The organism is Janthinobacterium kumbetense, from assembly GCF_023703445.1.
In the GTDB taxonomy this organism is placed as follows: Bacteria; Pseudomonadota; Gammaproteobacteria; order Burkholderiales; family Burkholderiaceae_D; genus Janthinobacterium; species Janthinobacterium kumbetense.
The window spans coordinates 906,915-929,183 of sequence record NZ_JAMQGR010000001.1; the positions used below are offsets into that span (position 1 = coordinate 906,915).

Annotated in this window: 25 protein-coding genes; 11 read left to right on the forward strand and 14 right to left on the reverse strand. The window is 64.3% G+C overall.

All coding sequences use genetic code 11. The annotated features are described in order from the left end of the window. Positions 1 to 79 precede the first annotated feature (79 nt). Both NCG91_RS04050 and NCG91_RS04055 read right to left on the reverse strand, forming a co-directional pair. On the reverse strand, positions 80 to 769 hold the full coding sequence (locus tag NCG91_RS04050) for an LrgB family protein (protein WP_099667937.1): 690 nt from the start codon (positions 767 to 769) through the stop codon (positions 80 to 82). Then, positions 766 to 1,224, reverse strand: a complete 459-nt coding sequence (locus tag NCG91_RS04055; RefSeq protein WP_251348667.1) for a CidA/LrgA family protein — start codon at positions 1,222 to 1,224, stop codon at positions 766 to 768. Before NCG91_RS04055 ends, NCG91_RS04050 begins: the two co-directional genes overlap by 4 nt. Before the next feature lie 103 nt (positions 1,225 to 1,327). On the opposite strand from NCG91_RS04055, the gene NCG91_RS04060 reads away from it, so the two are divergent. From NCG91_RS04060 to NCG91_RS04090, 7 genes are all read left to right on the forward strand, one after another. Further along, positions 1,328 to 2,236: a LysR family transcriptional regulator gene (locus tag NCG91_RS04060; protein ID WP_251348668.1), complete on the forward strand. Its 909-nt coding sequence runs from the start codon at positions 1,328 to 1,330 to the stop codon at positions 2,234 to 2,236. Positions 2,237 to 2,262: 26 nt separating this feature from the next. Further along, complete coding sequence (locus NCG91_RS04065) at positions 2,263 to 3,087, forward strand: glutaminyl-peptide cyclotransferase (protein ID WP_251348669.1); 825 nt, start codon at positions 2,263 to 2,265, stop codon at positions 3,085 to 3,087. 39 nt (positions 3,088 to 3,126) lie between these two features. Further along, entirely contained in the window at positions 3,127 to 4,023 is an 897-nt protein-coding gene (locus NCG91_RS04070) for a hypothetical protein (protein WP_251348670.1), read from the forward strand. After that, complete coding sequence (locus tag NCG91_RS04075; protein ID WP_251348671.1) at positions 4,020 to 4,667, forward strand: hypothetical protein; 648 nt, start codon at positions 4,020 to 4,022, stop codon at positions 4,665 to 4,667. Before NCG91_RS04070 ends, NCG91_RS04075 begins: the two co-directional genes overlap by 4 nt. A gap of 281 nt (positions 4,668 to 4,948) precedes the next feature. Beyond that, the gene (locus NCG91_RS04080; RefSeq protein WP_251348672.1) at positions 4,949 to 6,973 is read left to right on the forward strand and encodes a ferritin-like domain-containing protein; all 2,025 of its coding nucleotides are present in this window, start codon (positions 4,949 to 4,951) and stop codon (positions 6,971 to 6,973) included. After that, positions 6,973 to 7,899, forward strand: coding sequence for an MNIO family bufferin maturase (gene bufB / locus NCG91_RS04085; protein WP_251348673.1), 927 nt, complete (start codon positions 6,973 to 6,975; stop codon positions 7,897 to 7,899). Before NCG91_RS04080 ends, bufB begins: the two co-directional genes overlap by 1 nt. Continuing rightward, entirely contained in the window at positions 7,889 to 8,773 is an 885-nt protein-coding gene (locus NCG91_RS04090) for an HvfC/BufC N-terminal domain-containing protein (RefSeq protein WP_251348674.1), read from the forward strand. Before bufB ends, NCG91_RS04090 begins: the two co-directional genes overlap by 11 nt. A gap of 65 nt (positions 8,774 to 8,838) precedes the next feature. On the opposite strand, the gene NCG91_RS04095 is transcribed toward NCG91_RS04090, so the two are convergent. The 9 genes from NCG91_RS04095 to NCG91_RS04135 all read right to left on the reverse strand — a co-directional run bounded on the left by NCG91_RS04095 (position 8,839) and on the right by NCG91_RS04135 (position 14,951). After that, the gene (locus NCG91_RS04095) at positions 8,839 to 9,087 is read right to left on the reverse strand and encodes a DUF3297 family protein (protein WP_010398340.1); all 249 of its coding nucleotides are present in this window, start codon (positions 9,085 to 9,087) and stop codon (positions 8,839 to 8,841) included. Positions 9,088 to 9,196: 109 nt separating this feature from the next. Continuing rightward, positions 9,197 to 9,598, reverse strand: coding sequence for a GFA family protein (locus NCG91_RS04100; protein WP_251348675.1), 402 nt, complete (start codon positions 9,596 to 9,598; stop codon positions 9,197 to 9,199). 11 nt (positions 9,599 to 9,609) lie between these two features. Beyond that, complete coding sequence (locus tag NCG91_RS04105; protein WP_251348676.1) at positions 9,610 to 11,382, reverse strand: ABC transporter ATP-binding protein; 1,773 nt, start codon at positions 11,380 to 11,382, stop codon at positions 9,610 to 9,612. Further along, positions 11,379 to 11,933, reverse strand: a complete 555-nt coding sequence (locus NCG91_RS04110; protein WP_251348677.1) for a thioredoxin domain-containing protein — start codon at positions 11,931 to 11,933, stop codon at positions 11,379 to 11,381. Before NCG91_RS04110 ends, NCG91_RS04105 begins: the two co-directional genes overlap by 4 nt. Beyond that, positions 11,933 to 12,454 (reverse strand): MauE/DoxX family redox-associated membrane protein, encoded by a 522-nt coding sequence (locus NCG91_RS04115; protein WP_251348678.1) that lies wholly within the window; start codon positions 12,452 to 12,454, stop codon positions 11,933 to 11,935. The genes NCG91_RS04110 and NCG91_RS04115 overlap by 1 nt, the downstream gene beginning before the upstream one ends. Further along, positions 12,448 to 13,314, reverse strand: a complete 867-nt coding sequence (locus tag NCG91_RS04120; protein ID WP_251348679.1) for an SDH family Clp fold serine proteinase — start codon at positions 13,312 to 13,314, stop codon at positions 12,448 to 12,450. Before NCG91_RS04120 ends, NCG91_RS04115 begins: the two co-directional genes overlap by 7 nt. Beyond that, positions 13,296 to 14,309 (reverse strand): ATP-grasp domain-containing protein, encoded by a 1,014-nt coding sequence (locus NCG91_RS04125; protein WP_251348680.1) that lies wholly within the window; start codon positions 14,307 to 14,309, stop codon positions 13,296 to 13,298. Before NCG91_RS04125 ends, NCG91_RS04120 begins: the two co-directional genes overlap by 19 nt. 65 nt (positions 14,310 to 14,374) lie before the next feature. Further along, positions 14,375 to 14,560, reverse strand: a complete 186-nt coding sequence (locus tag NCG91_RS04130; RefSeq protein WP_099376727.1) for a hypothetical protein — start codon at positions 14,558 to 14,560, stop codon at positions 14,375 to 14,377. A 205-nt stretch (positions 14,561 to 14,765) separates the two neighbouring features. Beyond that, on the reverse strand, positions 14,766 to 14,951 hold the full coding sequence (locus NCG91_RS04135) for a hypothetical protein (RefSeq protein WP_251348681.1): 186 nt from the start codon (positions 14,949 to 14,951) through the stop codon (positions 14,766 to 14,768). A 307-nt stretch (positions 14,952 to 15,258) separates the two neighbouring features. On the opposite strand from NCG91_RS04135, the gene NCG91_RS04140 reads away from it, so the two are divergent. The 3 genes from NCG91_RS04140 (at position 15,259) to NCG91_RS04150 (ending at position 17,528) form a co-directional block, all read left to right on the forward strand. Next, the gene (locus NCG91_RS04140; protein WP_251348682.1) at positions 15,259 to 15,633 is read left to right on the forward strand and encodes a hypothetical protein; all 375 of its coding nucleotides are present in this window, start codon (positions 15,259 to 15,261) and stop codon (positions 15,631 to 15,633) included. 7 nt (positions 15,634 to 15,640) lie between these two features. Further along, entirely contained in the window at positions 15,641 to 15,970 is a 330-nt protein-coding gene (locus NCG91_RS04145) for an immunity protein Imm33 domain-containing protein (protein WP_251348683.1), read from the forward strand. An 85-nt stretch (positions 15,971 to 16,055) separates the two neighbouring features. Then, entirely contained in the window at positions 16,056 to 17,528 is a 1,473-nt protein-coding gene (locus tag NCG91_RS04150) for a serine hydrolase domain-containing protein (protein WP_251348684.1), read from the forward strand. Here the strand turns inward: NCG91_RS04150 and NCG91_RS04155 are convergent. Then, on the reverse strand, positions 17,525 to 18,100 hold the full coding sequence (locus tag NCG91_RS04155; RefSeq protein WP_251348685.1) for a type 1 glutamine amidotransferase family protein: 576 nt from the start codon (positions 18,098 to 18,100) through the stop codon (positions 17,525 to 17,527). The two genes, NCG91_RS04150 and NCG91_RS04155, sit on opposite strands and share 4 nt — an antisense overlap. Positions 18,101 to 18,317: 217 nt before the next feature. On the opposite strand from NCG91_RS04155, the gene NCG91_RS04160 reads away from it, so the two are divergent. Further along, positions 18,318 to 19,970: a phosphoethanolamine transferase gene (locus NCG91_RS04160; protein ID WP_251348686.1), complete on the forward strand. Its 1,653-nt coding sequence runs from the start codon at positions 18,318 to 18,320 to the stop codon at positions 19,968 to 19,970. A 64-nt stretch (positions 19,971 to 20,034) separates the two neighbouring features. On the opposite strand, the gene NCG91_RS04165 is transcribed toward NCG91_RS04160, so the two are convergent. Together NCG91_RS04165 and NCG91_RS04170 are read right to left on the reverse strand one after the other, a co-directional pair. After that, positions 20,035 to 20,808: a ferredoxin--NADP reductase gene (locus NCG91_RS04165; protein WP_035818959.1), complete on the reverse strand. Its 774-nt coding sequence runs from the start codon at positions 20,806 to 20,808 to the stop codon at positions 20,035 to 20,037. 233 nt (positions 20,809 to 21,041) lie between these two features. Further along, a complete protein-coding gene (locus NCG91_RS04170) occupies positions 21,042 to 22,187 on the reverse strand; it encodes an acyltransferase family protein (protein WP_251348687.1) in 1,146 nt (381 codons plus the stop codon). Positions 22,188 to 22,269 lie beyond the last annotated feature (82 nt).

A 22,269-nucleotide genomic window follows, 5' to 3' on the forward strand; every position in this document is an offset into this window, starting at 1 on the left:
GAGAAGCGCAACTGTACGAATGTACAGTGAGCATCGCAGACCGCAAATTACGACGCGCAGTAGGTTTTGATAGGTGTTTTTAGCCCAACAATCTGCCCAGCAACGGCGCCAGCAATACCGTGACGACGCCCGAGAAAATCATCGTCAGGCTGGCCACGGCGCCTTCTTCCGTGCCCACCCGGCGCGCCACGGATAATCCAAAACCGTGCGCGGCCGCGCCATACGGGGCGCCACGGGCGATGCGCATGCGCAAGGGCAGCAGTTTCAAGAGCGGTTTGCCCAGCATCAAGCCGAACAAGCCCGTCATCACGACGAAGATGCCCGTCAGCTGGGCCGAACCGCCCATGTGGCGCGACGCTTCCAGCGCGAACGGCGTGGACACGGAACGGGCCAGCAGGCTGCGCGCCATGTCGCCATGCACGCCCAGCAGCCGGTCCAGCAGCAGGGTGGCGGCCACCGAGGCAACGATGCCGGCGCAGCTGCCCAGCGACAGGGCCAGCCAGTGTTTGCGGATCAGCTTGCGCTCCTGGAAAATGGGCAGGGCAAACGCGATGGTGGCCGGGCCCAGCAGCCACGGCAGCCAGCGCGTCTCGCCGAAATACGTGGCGAACGGCGTCGACGTCGCCTGCACGATGACGATCAATATCGCCGAGGTGCAGATGGCGGGCGTGAGCAGGAAATGCGGATGGCGGCGGTGCAGCGCCTGGTTGGCGTAGAACAGCACCAGGGTCAGCAGCAAAAACAGCAGGGACAACAGCAGGGTGTTCATGCGGCCGTCCTCGCCGCGCGCCGGCGTAGCAGTTTCTGCAGGCGCAACTTGCGCTCATAGCGGCACACCCATTCCACCGTCAACGCCGTGGCCAGCATCACGCTGGCGAAGCCCAGGCCGATATTCACGAACAGCATCAGGCCTTGCGACTTCAATAGTTGCGTAAATTGCACCACGGACACGACCAGCGGAATGAAGAACAGCAGCATATTGGCCAGCAGCCAGTTCGCGCCCAGTTCGATGGCGGCTGGCCGCACCCAACCCGCCAGCAGCAGGGCCACCAGCACGAACAGGCCCACGACGCCGCCGGAAAACGGCAGGTGCAGGGCGGAGGCGGCCTCATCGGCCAGCCACCAGGCGGCGATCAGCACGCCCACTTGCCACACGGTCTGTGCGGGCTGGCGCCAGGCAGGGATGGCGGGCAGGGCGGCGGTGGAACAGTGCAAGGCTTTCACGGCAGGCTTTCAAACGGCAGGGGGAAGTTTTCATTGTAGAGACCACACATCAAAAGATAAAATGACTTAAACTCATGAAAATCATTCGATATTGGAATGCATCATGGATATCCGCTCCCTGCGCTACTTCGTCGAAGTGGTGGAACAGAACAGTTTTACGCGCGCGGCCGCCAGGCTGCACGTGACGCAACCGACAGTGAGCAAGATGATTGCCCAGCTGGAACAGTCGCTGGACCTGGCTTTGCTGGACCGCGCCGGCAAGCGTTTTACCCTGACGGACGCGGGCAAGGTGGTGCTGTCGCGCGCGCATACATTGCTGGCCCTGCACGCGGAACTGAAGGTGGAGTTGCGCGACCTGCAACATCTGGAGCGGGGAGAGTTGCGGGTCGGCGTGTCGCCGCAAACCCACTCCACCCTGGCGCCGTGGCTGGCCGAGTACCACCAGCGCTATCCGGGCATCGAGCTGAAAATGTATGAAAGCGGCACGCAAGCGATCGAGCGAGACTTGCGCACGGGCACGGTGGAGCTGGGCACCATGCTCGACTATCCGGGCAATGCGGCCACCTGGCAGGATTTCGAGGCGCTGCCCCTCGTGCGCTCGCCGCTGTGCCTGCTGGCCGCGCCCGGCTCGCCGTGGCAGGGACGTTCTTCCGTCGCCCTGGCCGAACTGGCCGACAGCCCCTTCATTTTCTATGGCGCCGCGTTTGCCCTGAACGACATCGTGCTGGACGCCTGCCAGCGCGCCGGTTTCGCCCCGCGCATCACGGGCCGCAGCGGTCAGTGGGACTTTATTGCCTCGCTGGTGCGGCTGGGCGTGGGCATCTGCCTGCTGCCGAAGATGTACTGCGACACCCTGGAACCGTCGCAGTTTGCCGTCATTCCCCTGGACGGCCCGCCCGTAGAATGGAATCTGATGCTGGCCTGGCGCCGCGGCGGGCGGCTGTCGTTTGCCGCCCGTGCCTGGCTGGAGCTCGTCAGGGCGCGCATGACGGACGCGGCACGTTTACAATAGGCGCTCGCCAACTTCCGTCCGACCAGATGAACATCAACGCCAAGGTTACAGCCAAAATCAAACGCACGGCAGGCTCGCTGCTGCTGGGATTGCTATGCACCGTGGGCCTGATGAGCGAAATGGGCTACGCCCAGGCCGCCATTCCCGTGTATGGCTATTTCGTCAAGAATACCTATCCGCACGACCCCCAGGCGTTTACCCAGGGCTTGCTGTTCAAGGATGGCCATCTGTATGAAAGCACGGGCCAGAACGGCCAGTCGTCCTTGCGCAAGGTGGAATTGACGACGGGCAAGGTGCTGCAGAAAAGCATGCTGGACAAGAATGTGTTTGGCGAAGGCATCACGGACGTGGGCGATGAAATCCTGGGACTGACGTGGATTTCGCAAACGGGCTATGTGTTCGACCAGAAAACGTTCAAGCTGAAGCGCAAATTCAGCTACCAGGGCGAAGGCTGGGGCTTGGCCAGCGATGCTCATTTCGTCTACATGAGCGACGGCACGGCCGCCATCCGCGTGCTCAATCCGAAAACCCTGGCCGAGGTGCGCCGCTTCGAAGTGAAGGCCGAGGGCCGCCCCATCGAACGCCTGAATGAACTGGAAATGGTCGACGGGCAATTGTTTGCCAATGTGTGGGGCGCGGACGTGATCGCCCGCATCGACCCGGCCAGCGGCAAAGTTGTCGGCTGGATCGACCTGACGGGCTTGCTGCCGCCCGAGCAGCGGGGCACGGCCAATCCCGACGCCGTGCTCAACGGAATCGCCTGGGATGCGCGCGGCAAGCGTTTGTTTGTCACGGGGAAACTGTGGCCCAAGCTGTTCGAGATCGAGCTGATCGAAATCCAGCGCCACTGATGTTTCCTATCGGACAGTGTTGCTAGCGAAGAATCGTCTATGATGCTGTTCCTTCGCCCCGTGCGACCCTTGCAGGATGCCATGCTGTCCCTTCCTTTATGCCGCCTGGCGGCCGCCGCCAGCTTGCTGGCCACCGTCTTGCCCGCCGCGCAGGCGCAAACGCCATACGTGCCGGTGATGCAGCAATACGGCGACTTTGTCGTCACGCGCGACCGCCACGACCCGCTCGTCAACTTGTCTTTCCGTAAGCACGGCTATTGGCCCGGCGGCGCGCGCGAAGTGGTGGAAGTGCGGCCCCTGAAGGCCAGGCGCGAAGGCCAGCCCATGCTGCTGGCGTTTACCAAGGGCTATACGGGCCAGGGCACGATATTGATCGGCGTGCAGAACGGCGAACCGCTGATGCGCCCCGTCAGTCCTTTGCGGCGCGACGACATGGTGCGCACGGAGCGCGACCCCGAATGGGGCGTGCCGCAGCCGGGCCGCAGTGAAATACTGCTGTTTGCCCGCGACGGCCGCGCGCTCGATACGGATACGGGCGAACTGCTGTGGTTTGACATGCCGGGCATCGTCACCGGCGATTACGCGCCCGCCATGCTGGTCTCCGTCTCGCCCGACAGCCGGCGCGGCGCCTATCTGGCCCGCAGGGCGACCAGCGTGGAGGTCGTCGTCGCCACGCGCGACGACGGCGTGGCCGGCGTGCTGGCCTTGCCGCCCGACACCTATCAACGGTGGCTGAAGCCCTTGTCGCAGGCCGCTGCCGAACAGGCGGGCGCCGCCATCAAGGCGCGCCAGGGCCGCACGGATTCGAACCGCATCCAGCGCGAGCTGGAACTGGCCTGGTTCGGCCAGCAATTTCAATGGAAACAGGGCAAGAACGGCTTGCAGGTGACGGGGCTGGGCCTCATTTCCGCGCCGCCCGAGGGGGAACAGCCATGAGCATACCTGGACTGATCGCCGGCTGCTTCGCCGCCATCTTGCTGGCCGGCTGCGTGCACGGGGAAATATTCGCCCAGGATTATCTGGCGCAAGACATCGACAAGCAACAAGCCTTGCTGGAACTGGACGTGGTCTTCGGGCAAGCACCCGATGACAAGCTGACGTCGCGCGTAACGGCCCGCAATACCGTGGAATACACGGGCGCGCCGCATATCGTCGTACCGTTTTACCAGAAGGGCCTCGGCTTCGACCAGGGTTTTGCCGGCACCTACATGTTTGCCGTGCCCTATCCGATCGCCAAGGTCGAAACGGCCACGGCCAGCAGCCGCGTCTTCGGCCAGAAACTTGACGGCCAGCAGCAGGGCAGCCCGCGCTACCGCTTCCGCGTGCCGGGCAAGGCGCAGTGGAACAGCAATGAAACCTTCATGCTGGGCTTTGAGCGCAAGGGCCGCCGCGAAGAAATCACTTTCCGTTTCAGCAACGAGCAAAGCTGCCCGTCCGCCTTCCTGGCCACCACGCCAAAATATGGTTTCCACATCAAGGTGGTCGCCACGTTCAAGGATGACAAAGGCTGCCTGAAAGTGTGCGACAGCCGCGACCAGTGGCCCGGCTTTTGCGCCTTCCAGCCGCCGCCCGGCGCCTGACTATCACCATGCAAGCCACGCGCCGGCGTTTGCCGGCGCGGCGCTTATACACGCGCGCGTTTTGCCGATTCTATTCAATTGTCATCGAATGACCGCCTGAAACGCCTATTTTCACGGCATAAGGGTGGTGATATTGACGCAGGTCAATGTCTGGATCGGCGCATAAATCTTGCCGCAAAAGTATCTTTCTCAGGCGTATGATTTCTGTGCCGTGATCGGCGCACGCAGATGGCACGGCGCGGCCCGATATCCGAAACGCATCCTTCCTGTGGAGATACAGAATGAAAATGCCCGTTTTAGGAAGCACCCAGCCCGCCATCACCGGGCGTCCGCTCGACATGCTGGACACCGACAAGGCCGCCGTGCGCGCCATCGCCCAGGCGGCCGTCAGCGTGGAACTGTTCACCATTCCCCTGTACATGGCCACCATGTATTCGATCCAGGGCACGCACCAGATCAACTCGAAAGGCATCACGTATTACGAAGGCCGCCAGTGGCCGGGCATGGGCACCACGGCCCGGCCCGAACTGGCGGAGCAAAAGGCCTTCAATATCATCTTCAGCGTTTTCATCCAGGAAATGCTGCACCTGCAGATGGCGGCCAACCTGGCCACGGCCATCGGCACGGCGCCATGCTTCACGGGTTCGGAGCTGCAATCGCAGGACCACGGCTGGACCTGCTATGGCAAAAGCTGCACGGTGATCCCGCACATCGTCGACTTGCAGGACACGTCCGGCTACCGCCACGTGCGCGTCAACCTGGAAGAGCTGAACGCCAACCAGTGCGACCTGTTCCTCGCCATCGAGCAGCCGGAGGAGCAGGCCCGCGCCCAGCTGGCCGAGTTCGACAAGCACAACCACACCAAATATTTCCCCGAGGTACCGTTCGTGGGCTGGACGCCGGGCAAGCACGTGCATGATCTGCCCCTGTTCGGCACCATCGGCTACATGTACGAATGCTATGCGCGCTACATCGGCATCGAATACGCGGATGGCCAGACCCTGTGGCAAAAACTGTTCGTCAACGGCTCGGTGCAGCAAGACATGTTCAACAGCCAGGTGCAGGGCCATGCGCGGGCAGAATTTCCCAAGTTCGACACCTGTTTCGGCCCGCAAGACCAGGATGGCGGCCAGACGGGCTCGTTCAACAAGGCCATCGACATGATGGCGGCCATCACGGACCAGGGCGAAGGCAGCGCAACGGCCATCCAGCGCTACCGCCGCGACGCGGCGCAGCGCCTGATGGCCGTGCAGCCCGATTACCGCGAAGACCTGGCCGCCCTGAAGTGCGATTATCCGTCCTACGCGAACAATGGCAAGGATGCCGAATCGCGCGACGCGCAGGCGCGCCACGACAGCGCCCCGTTCGACCACTACGAGCGTTTCGGCCAGGTGAAGGCCATGCTGCCCGTAAAAACCTGGGCCGGCTGGCACCAGGACGGGGGGCGCTGGAGCGAGGCCATGCTGACCAACGAGCGCTACAACCCGGCCACCGCGCCCAGGAATATCCCGGCGCCGGCGGCCGTGGCGGGCGCCCTGAACCGCCTGAAGGATAGCAGCGGCACCTTGGGGATGCTGAGCACGGTCGCCACGGGCGCCATCTATGGCATCACTTCCGTGCTGGACAAGTACTGGCTGAACCAGGACCTGGACTTCCCGTATCCGTCGATGGTGGGCGCGGGCGACCGCATGGCCATCTGCTGGGCCGTGCTGGGCCAGGCGCCGAACCTGGCAACGGGCGTGCCGCTGGCCGAGAAAAGCGTGCTGTACCATGCCTGCCAGGGCATGCACCTGGAGGGCGAAGCGTCGTCCACCTGCGCCGCACTGGCCGTCTACCATACCTGCCGCGGCTCCAACGGCTGCCACGCCCAGGGCGGCTGCGGCTTTGCCCAGGCCGACACGGGCGGCTCGTCCTGCGGCCACTCGGTCAAGCTGGCCGCGTCGCCGGGCACACCGTGCTATGTGCCGCCACCGCCGCCGCAGCCCGACAAGGTCTACAGCGCGCCCAGCGACAACAAATGCGGGGGCTTCGGCGGCTGCGCCGTGCCGATTTCGGCCTCGCAACTGTATCCGAACACCTCGGGCAAGGAACCGCCCGAGCCCGCCACCATGACCCTGTACGATTTCGGTCCCGCACCCGACCACCGCAGCATTCCGCTGGGCCAGACCATGAGTTTCGCGCTGGGCGACAATGTCTACGACAAGGCCTGGGAAGCCTATGGCAAGGTGATGGCGGCGCGCGGCACGCCGGTGGGAGCGCCGCCGCCGCCCACCGACCTGCGCCTGGCCTTGCCGCCGTCGACCTGATGCGGGCCACGCACGGGGTGCCGCCACGCCTGGGCTTGCCGAACCTGGGCCTGGGCGTGGGGCTGCGCCCGCCGCATTATGAACACATCCTGCGCCACGGGCCGCAGGTGGACTGGTTCGAGATCATCAGCGAGAATTTCATCGACAACCACGGCTATGCGCGCCATGTGCTGGAGCAGGTGGCGGCGCAGGTGCCCATCGTCATGCATGGCGTCTCGCTGTCGATCGGCAGCAGCGATCCGCTCAATCTCGGCTACCTGCGCAAGCTGCGCCGGCTGGCCGGCGAGCTCCGGCCCGCGTGGATTTCCGACCACCTGTGCTGGACGGGCGCCGCCTCGCTCAACAGCCACGACTTGCTGCCGCTGCCGCTGGACGAAGCCAGCCTGCGCCACGTGGCGGGACGCGTGCGGCAGGTGCAGGAATTCCTGGGCCGTCCCCTGGTCCTGGAAAACCCCAGCACCTACGTGGAGTTTGCCCAGTCCAGCATGCCGGAATGGGAATTCCTGGGCCGCCTGGCCGAGGATACGGGGTGCGGGATCTTGCTTGACGTCAACAATGTCCACGTCAGCGCGCATAACCACGGCTATGACGCGGCCGCCTACATCCGCCAGTTGCCGCACGCGCACATCGTGCAGATCCACCTGGCCGGCCCTACCGTCTGCGGCGCCGTGCTGATCGACACCCACGACGCGCCCGTGCCGGCCGCCGTCTGGCGCCTGTACGCGCTGGCGCAGCGGCTGACGGGCGGCGTGTCGGCCCTGCTGGAATGGGATGCCGGCATTCCCCCGTACCCGCAACTGCTGGCTGAACTGGACAAGGCGCGCGCGGCCGAACGGGGAGAATTCGCGGATGCGGCGCCCACCACGGCTGCCGCCGCCGTGTCCGCGCCGCTGGGCTTTCACCTGGAGGCGGCCCATGCGCCATAGCGCGTCCGGGGACGAGGAGGGGGCTGGCGACGCCCGCGCACCGCTGGCGCAATTGCAGGCGTGGTTCCTGACGGCGATGACGGCGCCGGGCGGCGCGGAGCGCGGCATCCAGCTGGCCAGCGAGCGCCATGGCTTGACGCAGGAGCAAGTATTGAAACGGGCCAGGGGCGGGCCGGCGCCGCTGCACATCCATGCGGACGGCTATGTGCTGCGCCTGCTCGAATGCCTGCAAGCCGACTATCCCGTCTTGCGCAAGGTCATGGGCGACGAGCTGTTCGCCTTCTTTGCCCGCGCCTATGTCTGGCGCCACCCGTCCGCTTCTGCGACCTTGTACGACCTGGGCGGCGGTTTTGCCGATTTCCTCGCCGCCAGCCAGCGTGCCGCCGGCGCGCAAGGGGCAGCCTTGCGCTTTCCCGTGGAACTGGCGCAGCTGGAACGGGCGCGCAGCGAGGCGGGCAGGGCGCCGGGCCTGGAAAAGCTGGCGCCGCCCATACTGCCTTCCGGATTGGACTTGCTATTAGGAAATACACCTGCCTGGCGCCTGGCGCCGTGCACGCGGCTGCTGGCCCTGTCGTTTCCCCTGTGCGACTACTGGCAGCGGGCGCAGGCCGCACCCGGCGACGCCGTGCCGGCCCAGCCGGAGGCACGTCCCGCCTTTGTCGCCATTACGCGCATGCATTACCGGCTTGCCATGCAAGAGTTGCAGCCCTGGCAATTTTACTGGCTGCAGGCGCTGGCTGGCGGCGCGCCGCTGGCGCAGTGCGCGCGGCAGGCGGCGCAGTCCAGCGGCAGGGCCCAGGACGAGGTACTGGCCGACGCCATGCTGTGGCTGCCCATGGCGGCCGCGGCCGGGCTGGTCGCCTGCGATGCCTGAACAACAAGCGGCGGACGCAAAAAAGGCCGATGAAAATCGGCCTCGATGACAGCTGAATGCGTTGCTTAGCGGTAAAACGCTTCGACTTTGCCCTTCAGTTTGATCTGCAGCGGACGGCCGCGGCGGTCCAGCGACTTGGTGGAAGCGACCTTGATCCAGCGTTCGCTGATGCAATATTCTTCTACGTCAAGACGTTCCTTGTCGTTGAAGCGGATGCCGACGTCGTTCTCGAACACGGCTGCAACGTGGTAAGGGCTGCTGGGGTCGATCGACAGGCGATCGGGCAATGGGGGTAAGGTGGTGGTATCGTTCATGGGCGTAATTATCGCCCAGAATGCCGATCCAGACAACGGGGTGTGCATGCTTATCTGGCCGGCCGCGGCGCTGCGCTCCTGCATTCCCCTTCCCAGCGATGCCTACGCCCTACAGATGCCGTGTTTCCTGCGGCGGCACATTCCACTCGTCATGCAAGCCATCGACAAAGGTGACGGGCACCCGGGCCAGTTCGGCCGCCGAGGCATCGTCGAGGCAGTTGACGCCGATACCGACAAACGCACCGCTGCGGGCGGAATCGCCACGGCCGAACAGGCGCACGCCGCAGTGGCGGCAAAAGTAGTGGCGTTCGCGGCCGGCGCCGAAGCGGTATTCGCTCAAGTCCGCCTCGCCGGCCAGCAGGCGGAAGGCCGTGGGCGGCACTTGGCTGGCCCAGCAGCGGATTTTCAGGCAATAGGAACAGTTGCAGCGCAGGCTGGGCGCCGCCAGGTCGATCTCGGCCGCGAAGCGCACGGCGCCGCAGTGGCAACTGCCATGACAGGTTTTTTTCATCGTGTCTTACTTTACAGTGTTGCCGTGCTGTCATGCAACTGCTGGAATTGCGACAACTGCTGCTGCATCAGCCGCGCATACTGGCCGCCCGCGCGCAGCAGCTCGGCGTGCGTGCCTTGCTGGCAAATCCGGCCCTTGTCCATGACGATGATGCGGTCCGCTTTGACGATGGTGGAAAAGCGGTGGGCGATGATGATGGTGGTGCGCCCTTGCATCAGGGTATCGAGGGCGAGCTGCACCTGCTGTTCGCTGGCGGCGTCGAGCGCGCTGGTGGCTTCGTCGAGGATGAGGATTTTCGGCGCGCGCAGGATGGCGCGGGCGATCGCGATGCGCTGCTTCTGTCCGCCGGACAATTGCACGCCCCGTTCGCCCACCAGGGTTTCGTAGCCGTCCGGAAAGGCCGTGATGAAATCGTGGGCGTGCGCCAGGCGCGCCGCCGCCAGCATCTCGTCGCGCGTCACCTGGCGGTCCGGCACGGCAAAGCCGATATTGTCGGCGATGCTGCCGGAAAACAGGGCCGGTTCCTGCTCCACCACGGCCATCTGGCGGCGCAGCTGCGTCACACCCAGCACGTGCGCATCGATGCCGTCGAATTGCAGGCTGCCCCCGTCAAGCCGGTAATGGCCAAGCACCAGGCTGGCGATGGTGGACTTGCCCGCGCCAGAGGCGCCCACCAGGGCGATTTTTTCGCCCGCGCGGATGGACAGGCTGACGCCGTCGAGGGCCATGACTTGCGCGCGCTCGGGATACGAAAAACGCACGTCGCGCAGCGCGATATGGCCGGCCAGCGGCGGCTGCGGGGGCGCCTCGGGCACGGCGCGGTGGCTGCGCAGGATGTCGAAGATGCGGTCGGTCGAACCCATGGTGCGCATCCACGTGTTCCAGAACTCGCTGATGGAGCCGGCCGTGTCCGTCACCATGCTGGCATAGATGACAAAGGCCGTCAGCTCGCCCACGCTCAAGCGGCCCTGGCCGATCAGGTGGGCGCCGAAGCACAGGGTGGTCAGCAGGGCCACGAAGGCGAGCAAGCCTTGCGCGCCCTGGAACACGGCCAGCAGCCGCGTGCCGGCCAGGGACACGTCCAGCAATTGCCGCATGGCTTGCGCGTAGCGGGCCATGGCGCCGCCTTGCTGGTTGAAGGCCTGCACCAGGCGCGCATGGGCAAAGTATTCCTGCGCCACCTTGCCGCTGGCGGCCAGGCTGGCGGAAATGGCCCGCGCGCGCAGCCGGTAGTTGCTGCCAGATAACTTGCCCAGATACAGGCTGACGGGAATGAACAGGGCCAGCGGCAGGCTCAGCATCGGTGACAGATGCTGCAGCATGGCGATGCCGCCCACGAAGACGCACAGCGAGCGCAGGGCATTGGCCGCACCGATGGTCAGGCTTTCATGCAGGGCCGACACGTCGGACGTGAGCCGGCTGTTCAGTTCGCCGCCATGGTGCTTGTCGAAGAAGGCGATGGGCTGGTTGATCACCACGTCGAACAGGCGCCGGCGCACGCCCATGACGATCATGTGGCCGCCCGACTGCAGCAGATAGAAGCGCGCGGTCGTGATCAGCGCATACAGCAGGCTGAAGGCCAGCATGGCGGCCACCATGCCCGGCGTGACGCCGCGCCGGGTCAGTTCCGCCACGTTGTCGATGAAATATGCGATGGCTTGCGGAAACGCCAACTGCGCACCCACGGTGAGGGCCATGCACAGCAAGCCGGCGGCGATGCGCCAGCGCACGGGATACAGCAGGCGCAGCCGTTCGAGATGGGGGCCGACATTCAGATGGCTCATGCGGCGCGCTCCTGCGACGGTTCGGCGTGCAATTGCCCGACGAGGGCCAGCCAGTCTTCGTCGCCGATCAGGCCGGCCGCTTCCACTTGTCCCTGGTAATTGACAAAGACATAAGATGGCGAGCTCATCAGGGGATTCACGCGCCGGTAGTCGCGCAGGGCAAGCCGCGCCGTGGCCGAGCGCAGGCTATCGCCGGGCAAGAAGGCGCGCAGCCGGCGGGCCGGCTCTTCGCTGAGCAGCCACAGGGCCAGGCCCGCTTCCCGCGCCAGCGGCAGCAGCCGCTCGATGCCGGCCAGCTTTTCCCCGCATTTCGGGCAGCGGCTGGCCAGGAACAGCAGCACGGCCGCCTGGCCGGCCGCGCCCGGCTGGAAACGCGGGCCGCCAGCCAGCGGACGGGCTTGCACGGCGGGCAGGGGCTGGCCCGGCTCCAGGGCCAAGGGCGCGAGGCGTTCGCGGCGGCCGGCGCGCAGCACGGCCAGGCTTAGCCAGATATTGCCCGCAACGGCAAAGGCCAGGGCCGCCAGCACCCATTGCAAGGTGGTGGCATCCATCAGTCGGCCTTTGCCAGGGTGGCGATGTCGTGCAGGGAAATCGTGGCCACGCAGACGATGGCAGCCAGTCCAGCTGCCAATGCCGTGGTGGCGACGGGCAAGGTCGCTTCTTGCGCGAGCGCAAAGTAGGCGCCGTTGATGCCCACCGCCAGCACGTTGCGCAGCAAGTCGTACCGCGACACGGGCCGCGCCGCTTCGCCGAAGCAGCTGCAGCGCACCACGCTGTGCGTGAAATAGCGCCAGGCCAGGACGGCCGTGAGGGTAGTCAACAGCAAGAGCGACAGCAGCATCGGTATATGGGTCCCGCCCGCCATCAGCCAACCGGCGAGCGACAATTCCGCCATCACGAGGGCCGGCGCGGCCAGGCTGGCGGCGGCGGGCGGCACGCCGAACGAGGTGACCAGGTTGCCGCGAAAGTCGCCGTAGCTGCGCAGCTTGCCCACGCTGGCCGCCAGCAGGAGCAAGGCGATGCAATAGCGCGCGGTGTCGGCCAGTAATGTGGCCAGCACGGACGTCAGCATTGTGTGCTCCACACGGGCGCAAAGCCGCCCGGACGCTGGCGCCGCAGCTGCACGCCGTCGCGCGTGGCCAGCAGGGCATCGTTCCACGGCTCGTCCGGTGCGCTGCGCAGGGCGCCGCCTATGCTGGCCTGCAATTGCGTGGAAATGGCCCAGCCCAGCCGTTCCGCGTGCGCATCACGCGCCATGCGCAAGCCCAGCTGCGCCAGCTCTTCGCGCGTCAATGCATAGTTGTGCGAGTGATAACCCGTCACCAGTTGCGCGACGATGGCGCGCCGTGCCTCGGGTGTGGCCTCGGGCAATTGCCAGGCCAACAATTCCTCGCCGATCTGCGTCAGTTCCAAGGTGGTGCGGTAAAAGGCCGTCAGGGAAGGGGGGAAGATGCTGCCGCACAGCAGGGACAGCGATTGCTGGCGCGCTTCAGCCGCATCCACGCCGAACCATTGCTGCGCCATGTCGCCGAACACCTTGATGTCCAGGCTGGAAAAGGCGCCGCCATCCGCGCCTTCGAGCTGCGGGTCGATGGGCGAGAACAGGGCCAGGTCGCCCGCGATGATGTCATCCGCGCCCAGGGCCAGCAGGGTGGCGGCCGATTCGCAGTGGAAAGGTACGATGAAGCTCAGGTGACGCGCATGCTGGCGCAGCAGGAGGGCGATGCGGCGCGCCGCGTTGACGATGCCGCCGCGTCCGTGCAGCACCACGTCGAGGCGCGCCACGGGGCCGAGGCCCTGGCACAGCTCGTACAAGGCGGGCAGCAGTTCCATGTCCAGGTGCGAGGCGGCCAGGACGATGGCCCGGCTGTCGCGCCATTGTTCCAGCTCGCGCAGCTGGACGGGGATCCGGTTCAGGTCGGGCTGCGGCATACGGCTCCTTCGATCAGGGTATCGGCCACGCTTTCCAGCAGGGGCAGGGCGGGCACCAGTTGTTGTACGTACAAGAATTGACCCACAGGATTGTTTTCCAGGAAAACATACTCGCCCTCGGGCGTGACGATCAGGTCCAGCGCGCCATATTCGAGGCCATAGCTGTGCACGAAAGCGAGACAGCGCTGCTGTATTTCCGCCGGCAAGGTGCAGGCCTCATAGCGGATGGGGGCCGACATGTCGCGCGAATCGATGGCCGTGCGGGCATCGTCCTGGGAATACAGGCGCGCGGCAAACAATTGCTTGCCGATCACGGTGATCCGCAGTTCGTATTGCTTGGCGATATATTCCTGGAACTGGCAGCTCAGTTCGCCGACGGCGTCCAGGCTGTCGAGCATGGCGTCGTCGACGATGGTGGTGCCGATGCCGGCGCTGACCCTGTCAACCTCTTCGACTGTTTCGGCGGCCAGGCTGGGCGTGGACATGGACTTGAAAATGATGGGTCCCTTGACGGCTGCACGGAAAGCGCGCACGTCGTCGGGCACGTTGGTGATCACGGTGGCGGGTACGCGAAAGCCCATGCGCGCGGCGCGCGCAAGCTGTTCGCCTTTCCATTGGGCGCCGCGCAAGGCCAGCGGATGGCTGAGCCAGTAGCAATCGAGACCGTACAGCACGCTGAAGACGGCTTGCTCCGTTTCCAGCTGGGCGTAAGCGCGTTCCTGCGGCGTCAGGTCGGCGCTGGCATAGGCATAGTCGGCCGCCTTGCGCAGCCAGACGGCGCCCACGTCCTGCAAGTCGAGCCAGTCGCCGTCGGGCAGGCGGCGCAGGCGCGCGCTGGCGCGGCCGTCCTGCACGCGCTGGCACAGCTGGTAATCGCGGGGAAAGGCATCGAGGTCGATACGGAAAGGGGCACGGCCGCGGGCGGCGAGGAGCGATCCGACCAGGTCGGCGTGCAGATCGCCGCTATGGCTGATGATCAAGACCTTTTTGTGCATGGAGGGGGCCTGCGTAAGGGATGGTGAAAAAGCCTTGCCGTGGCAAGGCTTTCAGCTGGAATGTATCAGCAGAACTCGCCGCCATCGCTGGAACCGATGCGCGAATAGCGGTATTGCTCCTCGCTGTCGACCGCCGTGCAGCCGGCCACGGCGACGCCGTCGCGCACCTTCCAGGGCGCGGGAAGGGCCGGTTTTTCCTGTTCCTTCTTTTCCGCCAGTTTGAATGCGAACAGTTTGGTTTCTTTATGCATGGGAATATCCTCTAGGAATGGTTATGTTTCGATTTTTACCGGTAAATACATATTTTAAAAAATGGAATTGCCAATTGAAAGGCGATCATATGGCGCTATGCATTGCGCGCAGAAAAGCCGCGCCGGAATTGGCGCCGGCGCCAGTTTGAATATGGAAGATTGAATAAAACCCCCACGCCTGGCAGGGGTTATGGCGTGCCGGGGATCAGCAATACTGGCCGCGGTCGTTCGGCTGGAAGCGCGAAGAGTCGCGGTATTGCTCAGCTTGCACCGCGGTGCAGCCGGCCACGGCGACGCCGTCGCGCACTTTCCAGGCGGTGGCGGGCACCGCCGGTTTTTGTTCCTGTTTCTCTGCCAGTTTGAATGCGAACAATTTGGTTTGATTTTGCATTGTACTATCCTCTTGTGATGGTTAAGTACTGCTTGCGTTGTATGCCATGGTATGTGGCCATTCGATCTTAGCGCTGGAATAAATAAGCGTCAACTTGAATTGAATCGTATTCGCTATTATCTTTTTGAAATACTCACCAAATATCACGCAGGCCATTTTTATTATTGCAGTGCGATAAATAATATCGGCCCATTTTAAATGGGCGGCAATATGCCTGATTATCGATGGAAAACGGATCGACCATACGCGCGGGCACGCACTATAATGGCGCCTGTTGAATGGATAAGGCAGGAATCGCTCTATGGACATGGCCATCACAGACAGCTTGCGGCAGCTTGCATATGCGCAGGCCGCCGCGTTCGTGCAGACGCTCGACACGCGCGATCCTGTTGCGCTGCAACGCGACTGGGGCCTGTCGCCCGGCGTGGCCGACGAGATCATCGAGATGCTCGACAGTTATTTTGCGGCAAACCAGGCGCTGTCCCTGGCGCCGCTGGCGCAAGCCTTCGTGCCGGGCAAGGGGGGCCGCGTGGCCGTCGATGTGTATGCCACCGATGCCGGGCCGCTGGGCCTGGAATGCCTGCTGCTGGCCGATGGCCAGCCGGGCGAGGCAACCTTGCACCTGGAAATGTCCGGCCACGACGGCGCGCTGCGCCTCCATTACCACTACATCGGATCCTGAGAACACCATGACCGCACCGATCAGCGAAACACAGCAGCGCATCTGCGACAAATTCGGCATGCCAGCGCAAGCGCCCGAGCCCATGGTGGCCCTCGCCATCGGCAGCCTGGACCAGTCGCCCATCTACGGCACGCGCATCGTGCTGCCGGAGAACGGCACCATCAGTTGGTTCATCCACTGCGGCGAGCACGACGATGCCAGCGGCTTTTACCAGCCCCTGCATGCGGACCACCTGCACCAGATGCTGCCGCAGGTGGTCGATTACCTGGCCTTGCCCAGCGGCGCCAAGTTCATCCTCGACCGGGAAGGGTATGAGGATGTGTGGCTGGAAGAGTAACTTTCCGACCGGCAAGATTGTCGTTGACGTTGATAAATAGGTATGGGATGCTGCTGTTCCGTTTTCAATTGTCGAAAGCCTTATCTTGAACCCACGCCTCCCGTCTTTCCTGCTCGTCATGGCGCTCGCTGCCGTGGCGGCTCCCGTCACCGCGGCTGCCGCTGCCACCAGCCAGCCGCAAGCCTTGCGCGCGGAACAGGATATCGCCGCCTTTGTGCGCAGCGAAATGCAGGAGCGCCAGATTCCTGGCTTGCAACTGGCAGTGATTCAGCATGGCAAGGTCGTGCTGTCGCGCAATTTCGGCCTGGCCAGCCTGCAATACCAGGTGCCGGTGACGGATGCCAGCCTGTTTTCCATCAATTCGGCAACGAAAGCGTTTGCGGGCGTGGCCGTGATGCAACTGGTGCAAGAGGGCAAGATCGACCTGGCGGCACCCATCGGCCAGTACCTGACAGGCTTGCCTGCCGCCTGGCAAGCCGTGACGGTGACCCAATTGCTCAACCATACCTCGGGCTTGCCCGACGTGCTGGACCAGCGCAGCGGCAAGCTCGTGGGGCCGCAGCCGGACGACGCCGCTGCGGCGTGGACTGCCGTGCAGGCGCTGCCCGTGGAAGCCCAGCCAGGCGAGCGCTACCGCTATAACCAGACCAATTACGTGTTGCTGGCGCAATTGATCGAGCTGCAAGGCGGCCAGCCCTTTACCGCTTTCATCCAGCGCCGGCAATTCGACGTGGCGGGCATGCCGCACAGCGGCTTTGGCGATGCGAAGGACGTGGTCGCCAACAAGGCCAGTTCCTACGTGCTGGACCGGGGAGGCAAGGGCTACCGCAACGTGATCGAGGATTTCCCCGTGTTCATGCGGGCCGGGGCCGGCATCAACAGCAATGCGGGCGAACTGGCCAACTGGCTCGTCGCGCTGCAGTCGGGCCGCTTGCTGGCGCCCGCCAGCGTGGAACGGCTGTGGCAGCCGACCAGCCTGAAGGATGGCAAGCCGGGGGCGTGGGCGCTGGGCTGGCCCGCCATCGGCCGCGATGCGCACCGCGCCGTGGCCGGCATCGGCGGCGCCCGCTCGGCTTTCTATGTGTATCCGGACGATGACCTGGCCGTTGTTATCCTGAGCAACCTGGCCGGCGGCCAGCCGGAACAGCTGATCGATACCGTCGCCGGCTTTTACCTTCCCGCCCTGCGCCAGCAGCGGGGCGGCGCGTATGCCGCGCACCTGCTGCGCCAGCAGGCGGCCAGCAGCGGTTTCGACGGGCTGGAGCAGAAGCTGGTGGCCATCCGGCGCCAGCACGGCTTGTCCGCCCCCACGGAAGACGATTTGAATGCCTGGGGCTACCGCCTGCTGGCGCAGCAGCGGACGAAACAGGCGGCCGCCGTCTTCCAGTTGGGCGTGCAACTGTACCCGCAAGGGGCGAATGGCCACGACAGCCTGGCCGAAGCGTACGAGGCGGACGGCGCGAAGGCGCAAGCCATCACGCATTACCGCCGTTCGCTGGAACTGGACCCGGGCAATACGCACGCCACCGAGCGCCTGCGCGTGCTGGGCGCCAACTAAGGTGCTGTCTTGCCGTGCTCGGCGCCGTGCATGGCCAGGTAGGCGGCCAGGTTGTCATCGGCGATGTCCAGGGCGCGCAAGACTTCCCGCGTGAAAGTGACAGGCGCCGTGCCGGGCGCCGTGATGATGCGCTGGTCGGCCACGGCCCACGGTACGTCCTGGTACAGGGCGGCGCCCACATAGCCGGTACTGGCCAGGTTGTCGGCGGAATTGGAAGTGTGGCGCACGGTGTCGAGCACGCCGGCTTGCGCCAGCACGCGCGTGCCGTCGCAAATGCCTGCCAGCACGACATTCTTGTCGCGGGCGGCGCGCAGCAACGGGCCCAGGTCGGGCGCCTTGCCGCTTTGCCAGTGGCTGCCGCCACACACCATCAGCAAATCGAGTTCCTCGAGATGGATTTCTTCCAGCGCCAGTTGCGGCGTGACGAGCATGCCGCCGGACGAAGTGACGGGCAAGCCGCCCGGCGTGGCGAACTGCGTGTAGAAGCCGTAGTACAGGCGCGCCGTGGAATTGATCAGGGCGGTTTCCCAATCGGCAAAGTTCTCGGTCAGAATGGTAATGGCACGTGTCATGAAAAGTCCTGTCGCAGGTGGAGATATCAATATGAATACAGGCTGGCTGGCCTGCTGGTGCCGAAAGCATAATAAAAAGCACTGACAATTTCTGTCAGGAGCCCACGCAAAATGATGGCACGAGTTGCAACAGCCTGCGCTACAATCGCAGGCCCGTTACCGCGGGCATGACACTGTTCCATGTACGCCTGTTGATTACCTCCTACTTGCCGCCTCCATGCTGATTCTGTTTTGCCGTGTCCTGCTCAGCATTGCTGGCCTGCTGCTGTTCTTCCTCTTCGATCAGTTAAGCGCGAACGAATGCCTGAAATTGAGCGTCCTGCTGGCGGCCTGCCTGCTGGGCGTGGGCGGCGTGCTGCATGCGTGGCGCGGCAATGCCAGCGCCAGCGCGATTACCGTGCTGGTGCGCGTCGTCGTGCCCGTGTTTTACCTCGATGTCGCCATCAAGGGCTTCTTGCGTGGCTATTTTGGCATGCGGCCGAATCCCAATGCGGTTTTACAGGCGATGTTTGCGACAGATCAAGCCGAGACGGGAGAGTTTTTCCTGCACAACAGCGTCGCCCTGGCGCAAGCGGCCGGCTGGTTCGTGCTCGTGACGGCGGCGGTGCTGCTGGCTGACCGCCAGCTGCAGCGCCGGCAGGCCGGGCGCGACAGTACGCCGCCGGGCTTGCCGCAAAAGGGCTTTGCCGTCTTCATGGCCGCATTGCTCGTGTCCTTGCACGTCAATACCACCATGCGGCGCGAAAATCCGGCCCTGTTCTGGCCGCTGCGCTACCAGCAATACAGCGCGCAACTGGAGGCGATGAAGTCCATGCAGCACGCGCTGACGGCGGCCATGGCCGCGCCGCGCGACTGGAACGTGCGCTATGCGGGCGAGGATGCCCGCACCGTCATCCTGGTGATCGGCGAGAGCACCAACCGCGCCTCGATGTCGCTGTACGGCTATCCGCGCGCCACCACGCCCCAGCTCGACGCCCTGCGCTCGAAGCTGCTGGTATTTAACGATGTGATCTCGCCGGCTGCCAGCACGGTGGAATCGATGATGACGATGCTCACGCCGGCCGATATCGGCAACCCCGATGCGTGGATGGCCAAGCCGAACTTGCTGATGCTGGCCGAGGCGGCCGGCTACAAGACGTTCTGGGTGTCGAACCAGACGCGCAACGATGGCTGGATCGGGCTGCTGGCGGGCGAGGCCGATGAAAGCGACTTCATCAACTACGGCACCGGCCGTGGCGAAAACAATTTTGATGGCAACCTGTTCCAGCCATTCGCCCATGCGCTGCGCGACGAGGCGCCGAAAAAGCTCATCGTCGTGCATTTGCTGGGCGCGCATCCCAGCTATGACATGCGCTACCCCAGCCGCTTTGCACATTTCGACCGGGCGCACGACGCCGTCAGCGCGCAGATGGAACACCAGGGCAGGTCAAGCTGGATACGCAGCCAGCGCGACGAGTACGACAACGCCATCCGCTATGGCGATTATGTGCTCGGTACGCTGATCGGCATGACGGAAAAGGCCAAGACGGACCGCGCGGCGTCGCTGCTGTTCGTTTCCGATCACGGGCAGGAAGTGGGCTACAACCGCAATCACGCGGGCCATTCCGCCTCGGACAAGAGCGGCTATGAAATTCCCATGTTGATCTGGAATAACCGGCAGGCGCCGCAATCGGCGGCCGCGCGCGCCGCGCTGGAAAGCCGGCCCTACCAGACGGACAAGCTCGATGCGACCGTGCTGGGCTTGCTGAAGATCGAGACGCGCTATTACGCGGCGCAGGACGATATCCTCAGCAGCGCCTTTTTGCCCGTACAGCGCTTCATGAATGGCTTGCGCTACCAGCGCGCGGCTGGCCCGCTGACGCGGCAATGAAAAAGGCCCGGCGCCGCCGCAGTGTGCGGCGCCGGGCCTACGGGTCTTGCTGATACCTTGCGGATTACTTCTCGGCGAACGCGCGCTCGACAACGAAGTCGCCAGGCGTCGAGGTATTGCCTTCCTTGAAGCCACGCGCTTCCAGCATTTCTTTCAGGTCGCGCAGCATGTCCGAGCTGCCGCAGATCATGACGCGGTCTTCGGCAGGATTGAGTGCCGGCACGCCCAGATCTTCGGCCAGCTTGCCGTTTTCGATCAGTTCGGTGATGCGGCCCATGTTGCGGAAGTCTTCGCGCGTCACGGTCGGGTAGTAGCGCAGCTTGTCGCTGACCATTTCACCCAGGAACTCATGCTTCGGCAGATGCTCTTCCAGCAAGTCGTGGTAAGCCAGTTCATCGACCTGGCGCACGCCGTGCACGAGGATCAATTCGTCGAAGCGCTCATAGATGTCCGGATCGCGCACGATGCTGAGGAAAGGCGCCAGGCCGGTGCCCGTCGACAGCATGTACAGGCGCTTGCCTGGCAGCAGGTAGTCGGACACCAGGGTGCCCGTCGGCTTGCGGCCGACGATCACGGTGTCGCCCACTTGCAAGTGTTGCAGACGCGACGTCAACGGACCGCCCGGTACCTTGATGCTGAAAAATTCCAGGTGGTCTTCGTAGTTGGCGCTGGCGATACTGTAGGCGCGCAGCAATGGCTTGCCGTCGACGCGCAGGCCGATCATGGTGAAGTGGCCATTCGAGAAACGCAGCGACGGGTCGCGCGTGGTGGTAAAGGAGAACAGGGTATCCGTCCAGTGGTGCACGCTTAAAACGCGCTCTTCATTCATCGAACTCATAGTATTTGTTGGCTGGTCAAAAAAATGGTTAGTTGCTGGCAACTGCTGGCAAAAGTGAAACCCTGTGTAGGCCCAGACGCTATTGTACCGGCCTCCACACGAAATTGTTACCGTCTATCGCCGCCAATGCTGCCGCACACGGTGCCAACATTATAGTGCGGCTGGCAAGATCGGGCTGGAATTCGCCCGTAAACGGGCTGCGGGCATGCGGACTCTTGACCTGGCTCAGTTTTTCAGAGCGCCGCGCCAGGGCTGCCGCCAGCGCACGCCGGCGCGGCCGTGGCGGCGCCCCGGAAGCGCCGGCGCAGGGCGGCATTGGCCGGGTCGGACACGTAGCGGGCCACGAGGGCGGCCGCCAGCGCCGTCGCTGCCAGGAACAGCGCCAGCCAAGGCAGCCGTTCCGCGTAGCCCAGGCCCGCCTTGTCGACCACATTGCGCATGCCGGCCAGCACGATAATATGGAACAAATACAGCTCATAGCTGTGCCGTCCCAGCCATTGCAGCGGGCCGGGGAGGCCCCGGCCGGCCGCCTGGCCCGCCGTGGCGCCCGCGATGAAGGCGGCGCCGGCCACGGCGATCCACGTAAAACCGAATACCTCATGGCCGCCGATGCCGCGCACGTACAGGGCCGTCAGGGCCAGGCCCGCGATCCAGCGCAAGAATCGCCCGGCCCGCGCGCCCGGTTGCCAGTGTTGCGTCAGCAGGGCCGTCAGGCAACCGATGGCGATGGCGTCGAAACAGGCAAGGTAGCCGTACATGAAGTAAATCTCGTTGCCCACATGCAGGCTGCGGTACACGGGGCCGGCGACGATGGCGGCGCTGCACAGCAGCATGATCCAGTGCCGCTGGCGCAGCACGCGGCACGACAGGGGCAGCAGCAGATAGAACATTTCTTCAATGGATAGCGACCAGTACACGTTCAGGCAGTAATTGAAATAGCCGGCGCTTTGCATCAGCACGTTGTGCCAGAAGGTCAGGACGGAAGCGATGGCGATGACGAAGTAACTGGCGGGCAAGTCCTTGCCGCCATCGGAATTGGCAAAGAAGGGCACGTCGAGCACGCCCAGCAGTACGATGATGGACAGGGCCAGCAGCAGCGCGGGCAGCAGGCGCGCGATGCGGTAGGCATAAAACGCCGCCAGGTCGATGCGCGCCAGGTCGCCCCAGCGGCGCAGCGAGGTCGAGGTGATCAGATAGCCGGAAATGACGAAAAACATGGTCACGCCGTAATTGCCCTGGTAGGCGGCGCGCAGCAGCCAGGATGGCAGGATTTCGAGCGGGCTGTTCTTCAAACCATAGGCGAGCGCAAAGTGCAGCACCAGCACGCACAGGATGGCGGCGCCGCGCAGCGCGTCGATATGGCTGTTCCGGATATTCAATATGAGTCCTTCGCAAGATGGTTGGCGACGTAAGGGGCAATTATGTGACAAGTGTCGCTTGCCGGTCAATGATTTTGAAGAT

Excerpts from the sequence above, each read along its gene's own strand:
- NCG91_RS04155 (WP_251348685.1), bottom strand. The coding sequence starts at position 18,100 with ATGACACGTGCCATTACCATTCTGACCGAGAACTTTGCCGATTGGGAA.
- NCG91_RS04130 (WP_099376727.1), bottom strand. The coding sequence starts at position 14,560 with ATGCATAAAGAAACCAAACTGTTCGCATTCAAACTGGCGGAAAAGAAG.
- NCG91_RS04070 (WP_251348670.1), top strand. The coding sequence starts at position 3,127 with ATGATGCTGTTCCTTCGCCCCGTGCGACCCTTGCAGGATGCCATGCTG.
- NCG91_RS04120 (WP_251348679.1), bottom strand. The coding sequence starts at position 13,314 with ATGCCGCAGCCCGACCTGAACCGGATCCCCGTCCAGCTGCGCGAGCTG.
- NCG91_RS04160 (WP_251348686.1), top strand. The coding sequence starts at position 18,318 with ATGCTGATTCTGTTTTGCCGTGTCCTGCTCAGCATTGCTGGCCTGCTG.
- NCG91_RS04075 (WP_251348671.1), top strand. The coding sequence starts at position 4,020 with ATGAGCATACCTGGACTGATCGCCGGCTGCTTCGCCGCCATCTTGCTG.
- NCG91_RS04090 (WP_251348674.1), top strand. The coding sequence starts at position 7,889 with ATGCGCCATAGCGCGTCCGGGGACGAGGAGGGGGCTGGCGACGCCCGC.
- NCG91_RS04125 (WP_251348680.1), bottom strand. The coding sequence starts at position 14,309 with ATGCACAAAAAGGTCTTGATCATCAGCCATAGCGGCGATCTGCACGCC.
- NCG91_RS04100 (WP_251348675.1), bottom strand. The coding sequence starts at position 9,598 with ATGAAAAAAACCTGTCATGGCAGTTGCCACTGCGGCGCCGTGCGCTTC.
- NCG91_RS04050 (WP_099667937.1), bottom strand. The coding sequence starts at position 769 with ATGAACACCCTGCTGTTGTCCCTGCTGTTTTTGCTGCTGACCCTGGTG.
- NCG91_RS04065 (WP_251348669.1), top strand. The coding sequence starts at position 2,263 with ATGAACATCAACGCCAAGGTTACAGCCAAAATCAAACGCACGGCAGGC.
- NCG91_RS04060 (WP_251348668.1), top strand. The coding sequence starts at position 1,328 with ATGGATATCCGCTCCCTGCGCTACTTCGTCGAAGTGGTGGAACAGAAC.
- NCG91_RS04095 (WP_010398340.1), bottom strand. The coding sequence starts at position 9,087 with ATGAACGATACCACCACCTTACCCCCATTGCCCGATCGCCTGTCGATC.
- NCG91_RS04110 (WP_251348677.1), bottom strand. The coding sequence starts at position 11,933 with ATGGATGCCACCACCTTGCAATGGGTGCTGGCGGCCCTGGCCTTTGCC.
- NCG91_RS04145 (WP_251348683.1), top strand. The coding sequence starts at position 15,641 with ATGACCGCACCGATCAGCGAAACACAGCAGCGCATCTGCGACAAATTC.
- NCG91_RS04080 (WP_251348672.1), top strand. The coding sequence starts at position 4,949 with ATGAAAATGCCCGTTTTAGGAAGCACCCAGCCCGCCATCACCGGGCGT.
- NCG91_RS04115 (WP_251348678.1), bottom strand. The coding sequence starts at position 12,454 with ATGCTGACGTCCGTGCTGGCCACATTACTGGCCGACACCGCGCGCTAT.
- NCG91_RS04105 (WP_251348676.1), bottom strand. The coding sequence starts at position 11,382 with ATGAGCCATCTGAATGTCGGCCCCCATCTCGAACGGCTGCGCCTGCTG.
- NCG91_RS04140 (WP_251348682.1), top strand. The coding sequence starts at position 15,259 with ATGGCCATCACAGACAGCTTGCGGCAGCTTGCATATGCGCAGGCCGCC.
- NCG91_RS04165 (WP_035818959.1), bottom strand. The coding sequence starts at position 20,808 with ATGAGTTCGATGAATGAAGAGCGCGTTTTAAGCGTGCACCACTGGACG.
- NCG91_RS04135 (WP_251348681.1), bottom strand. The coding sequence starts at position 14,951 with ATGCAAAATCAAACCAAATTGTTCGCATTCAAACTGGCAGAGAAACAG.
- bufB (WP_251348673.1), top strand. The coding sequence starts at position 6,973 with ATGCGGGCCACGCACGGGGTGCCGCCACGCCTGGGCTTGCCGAACCTG.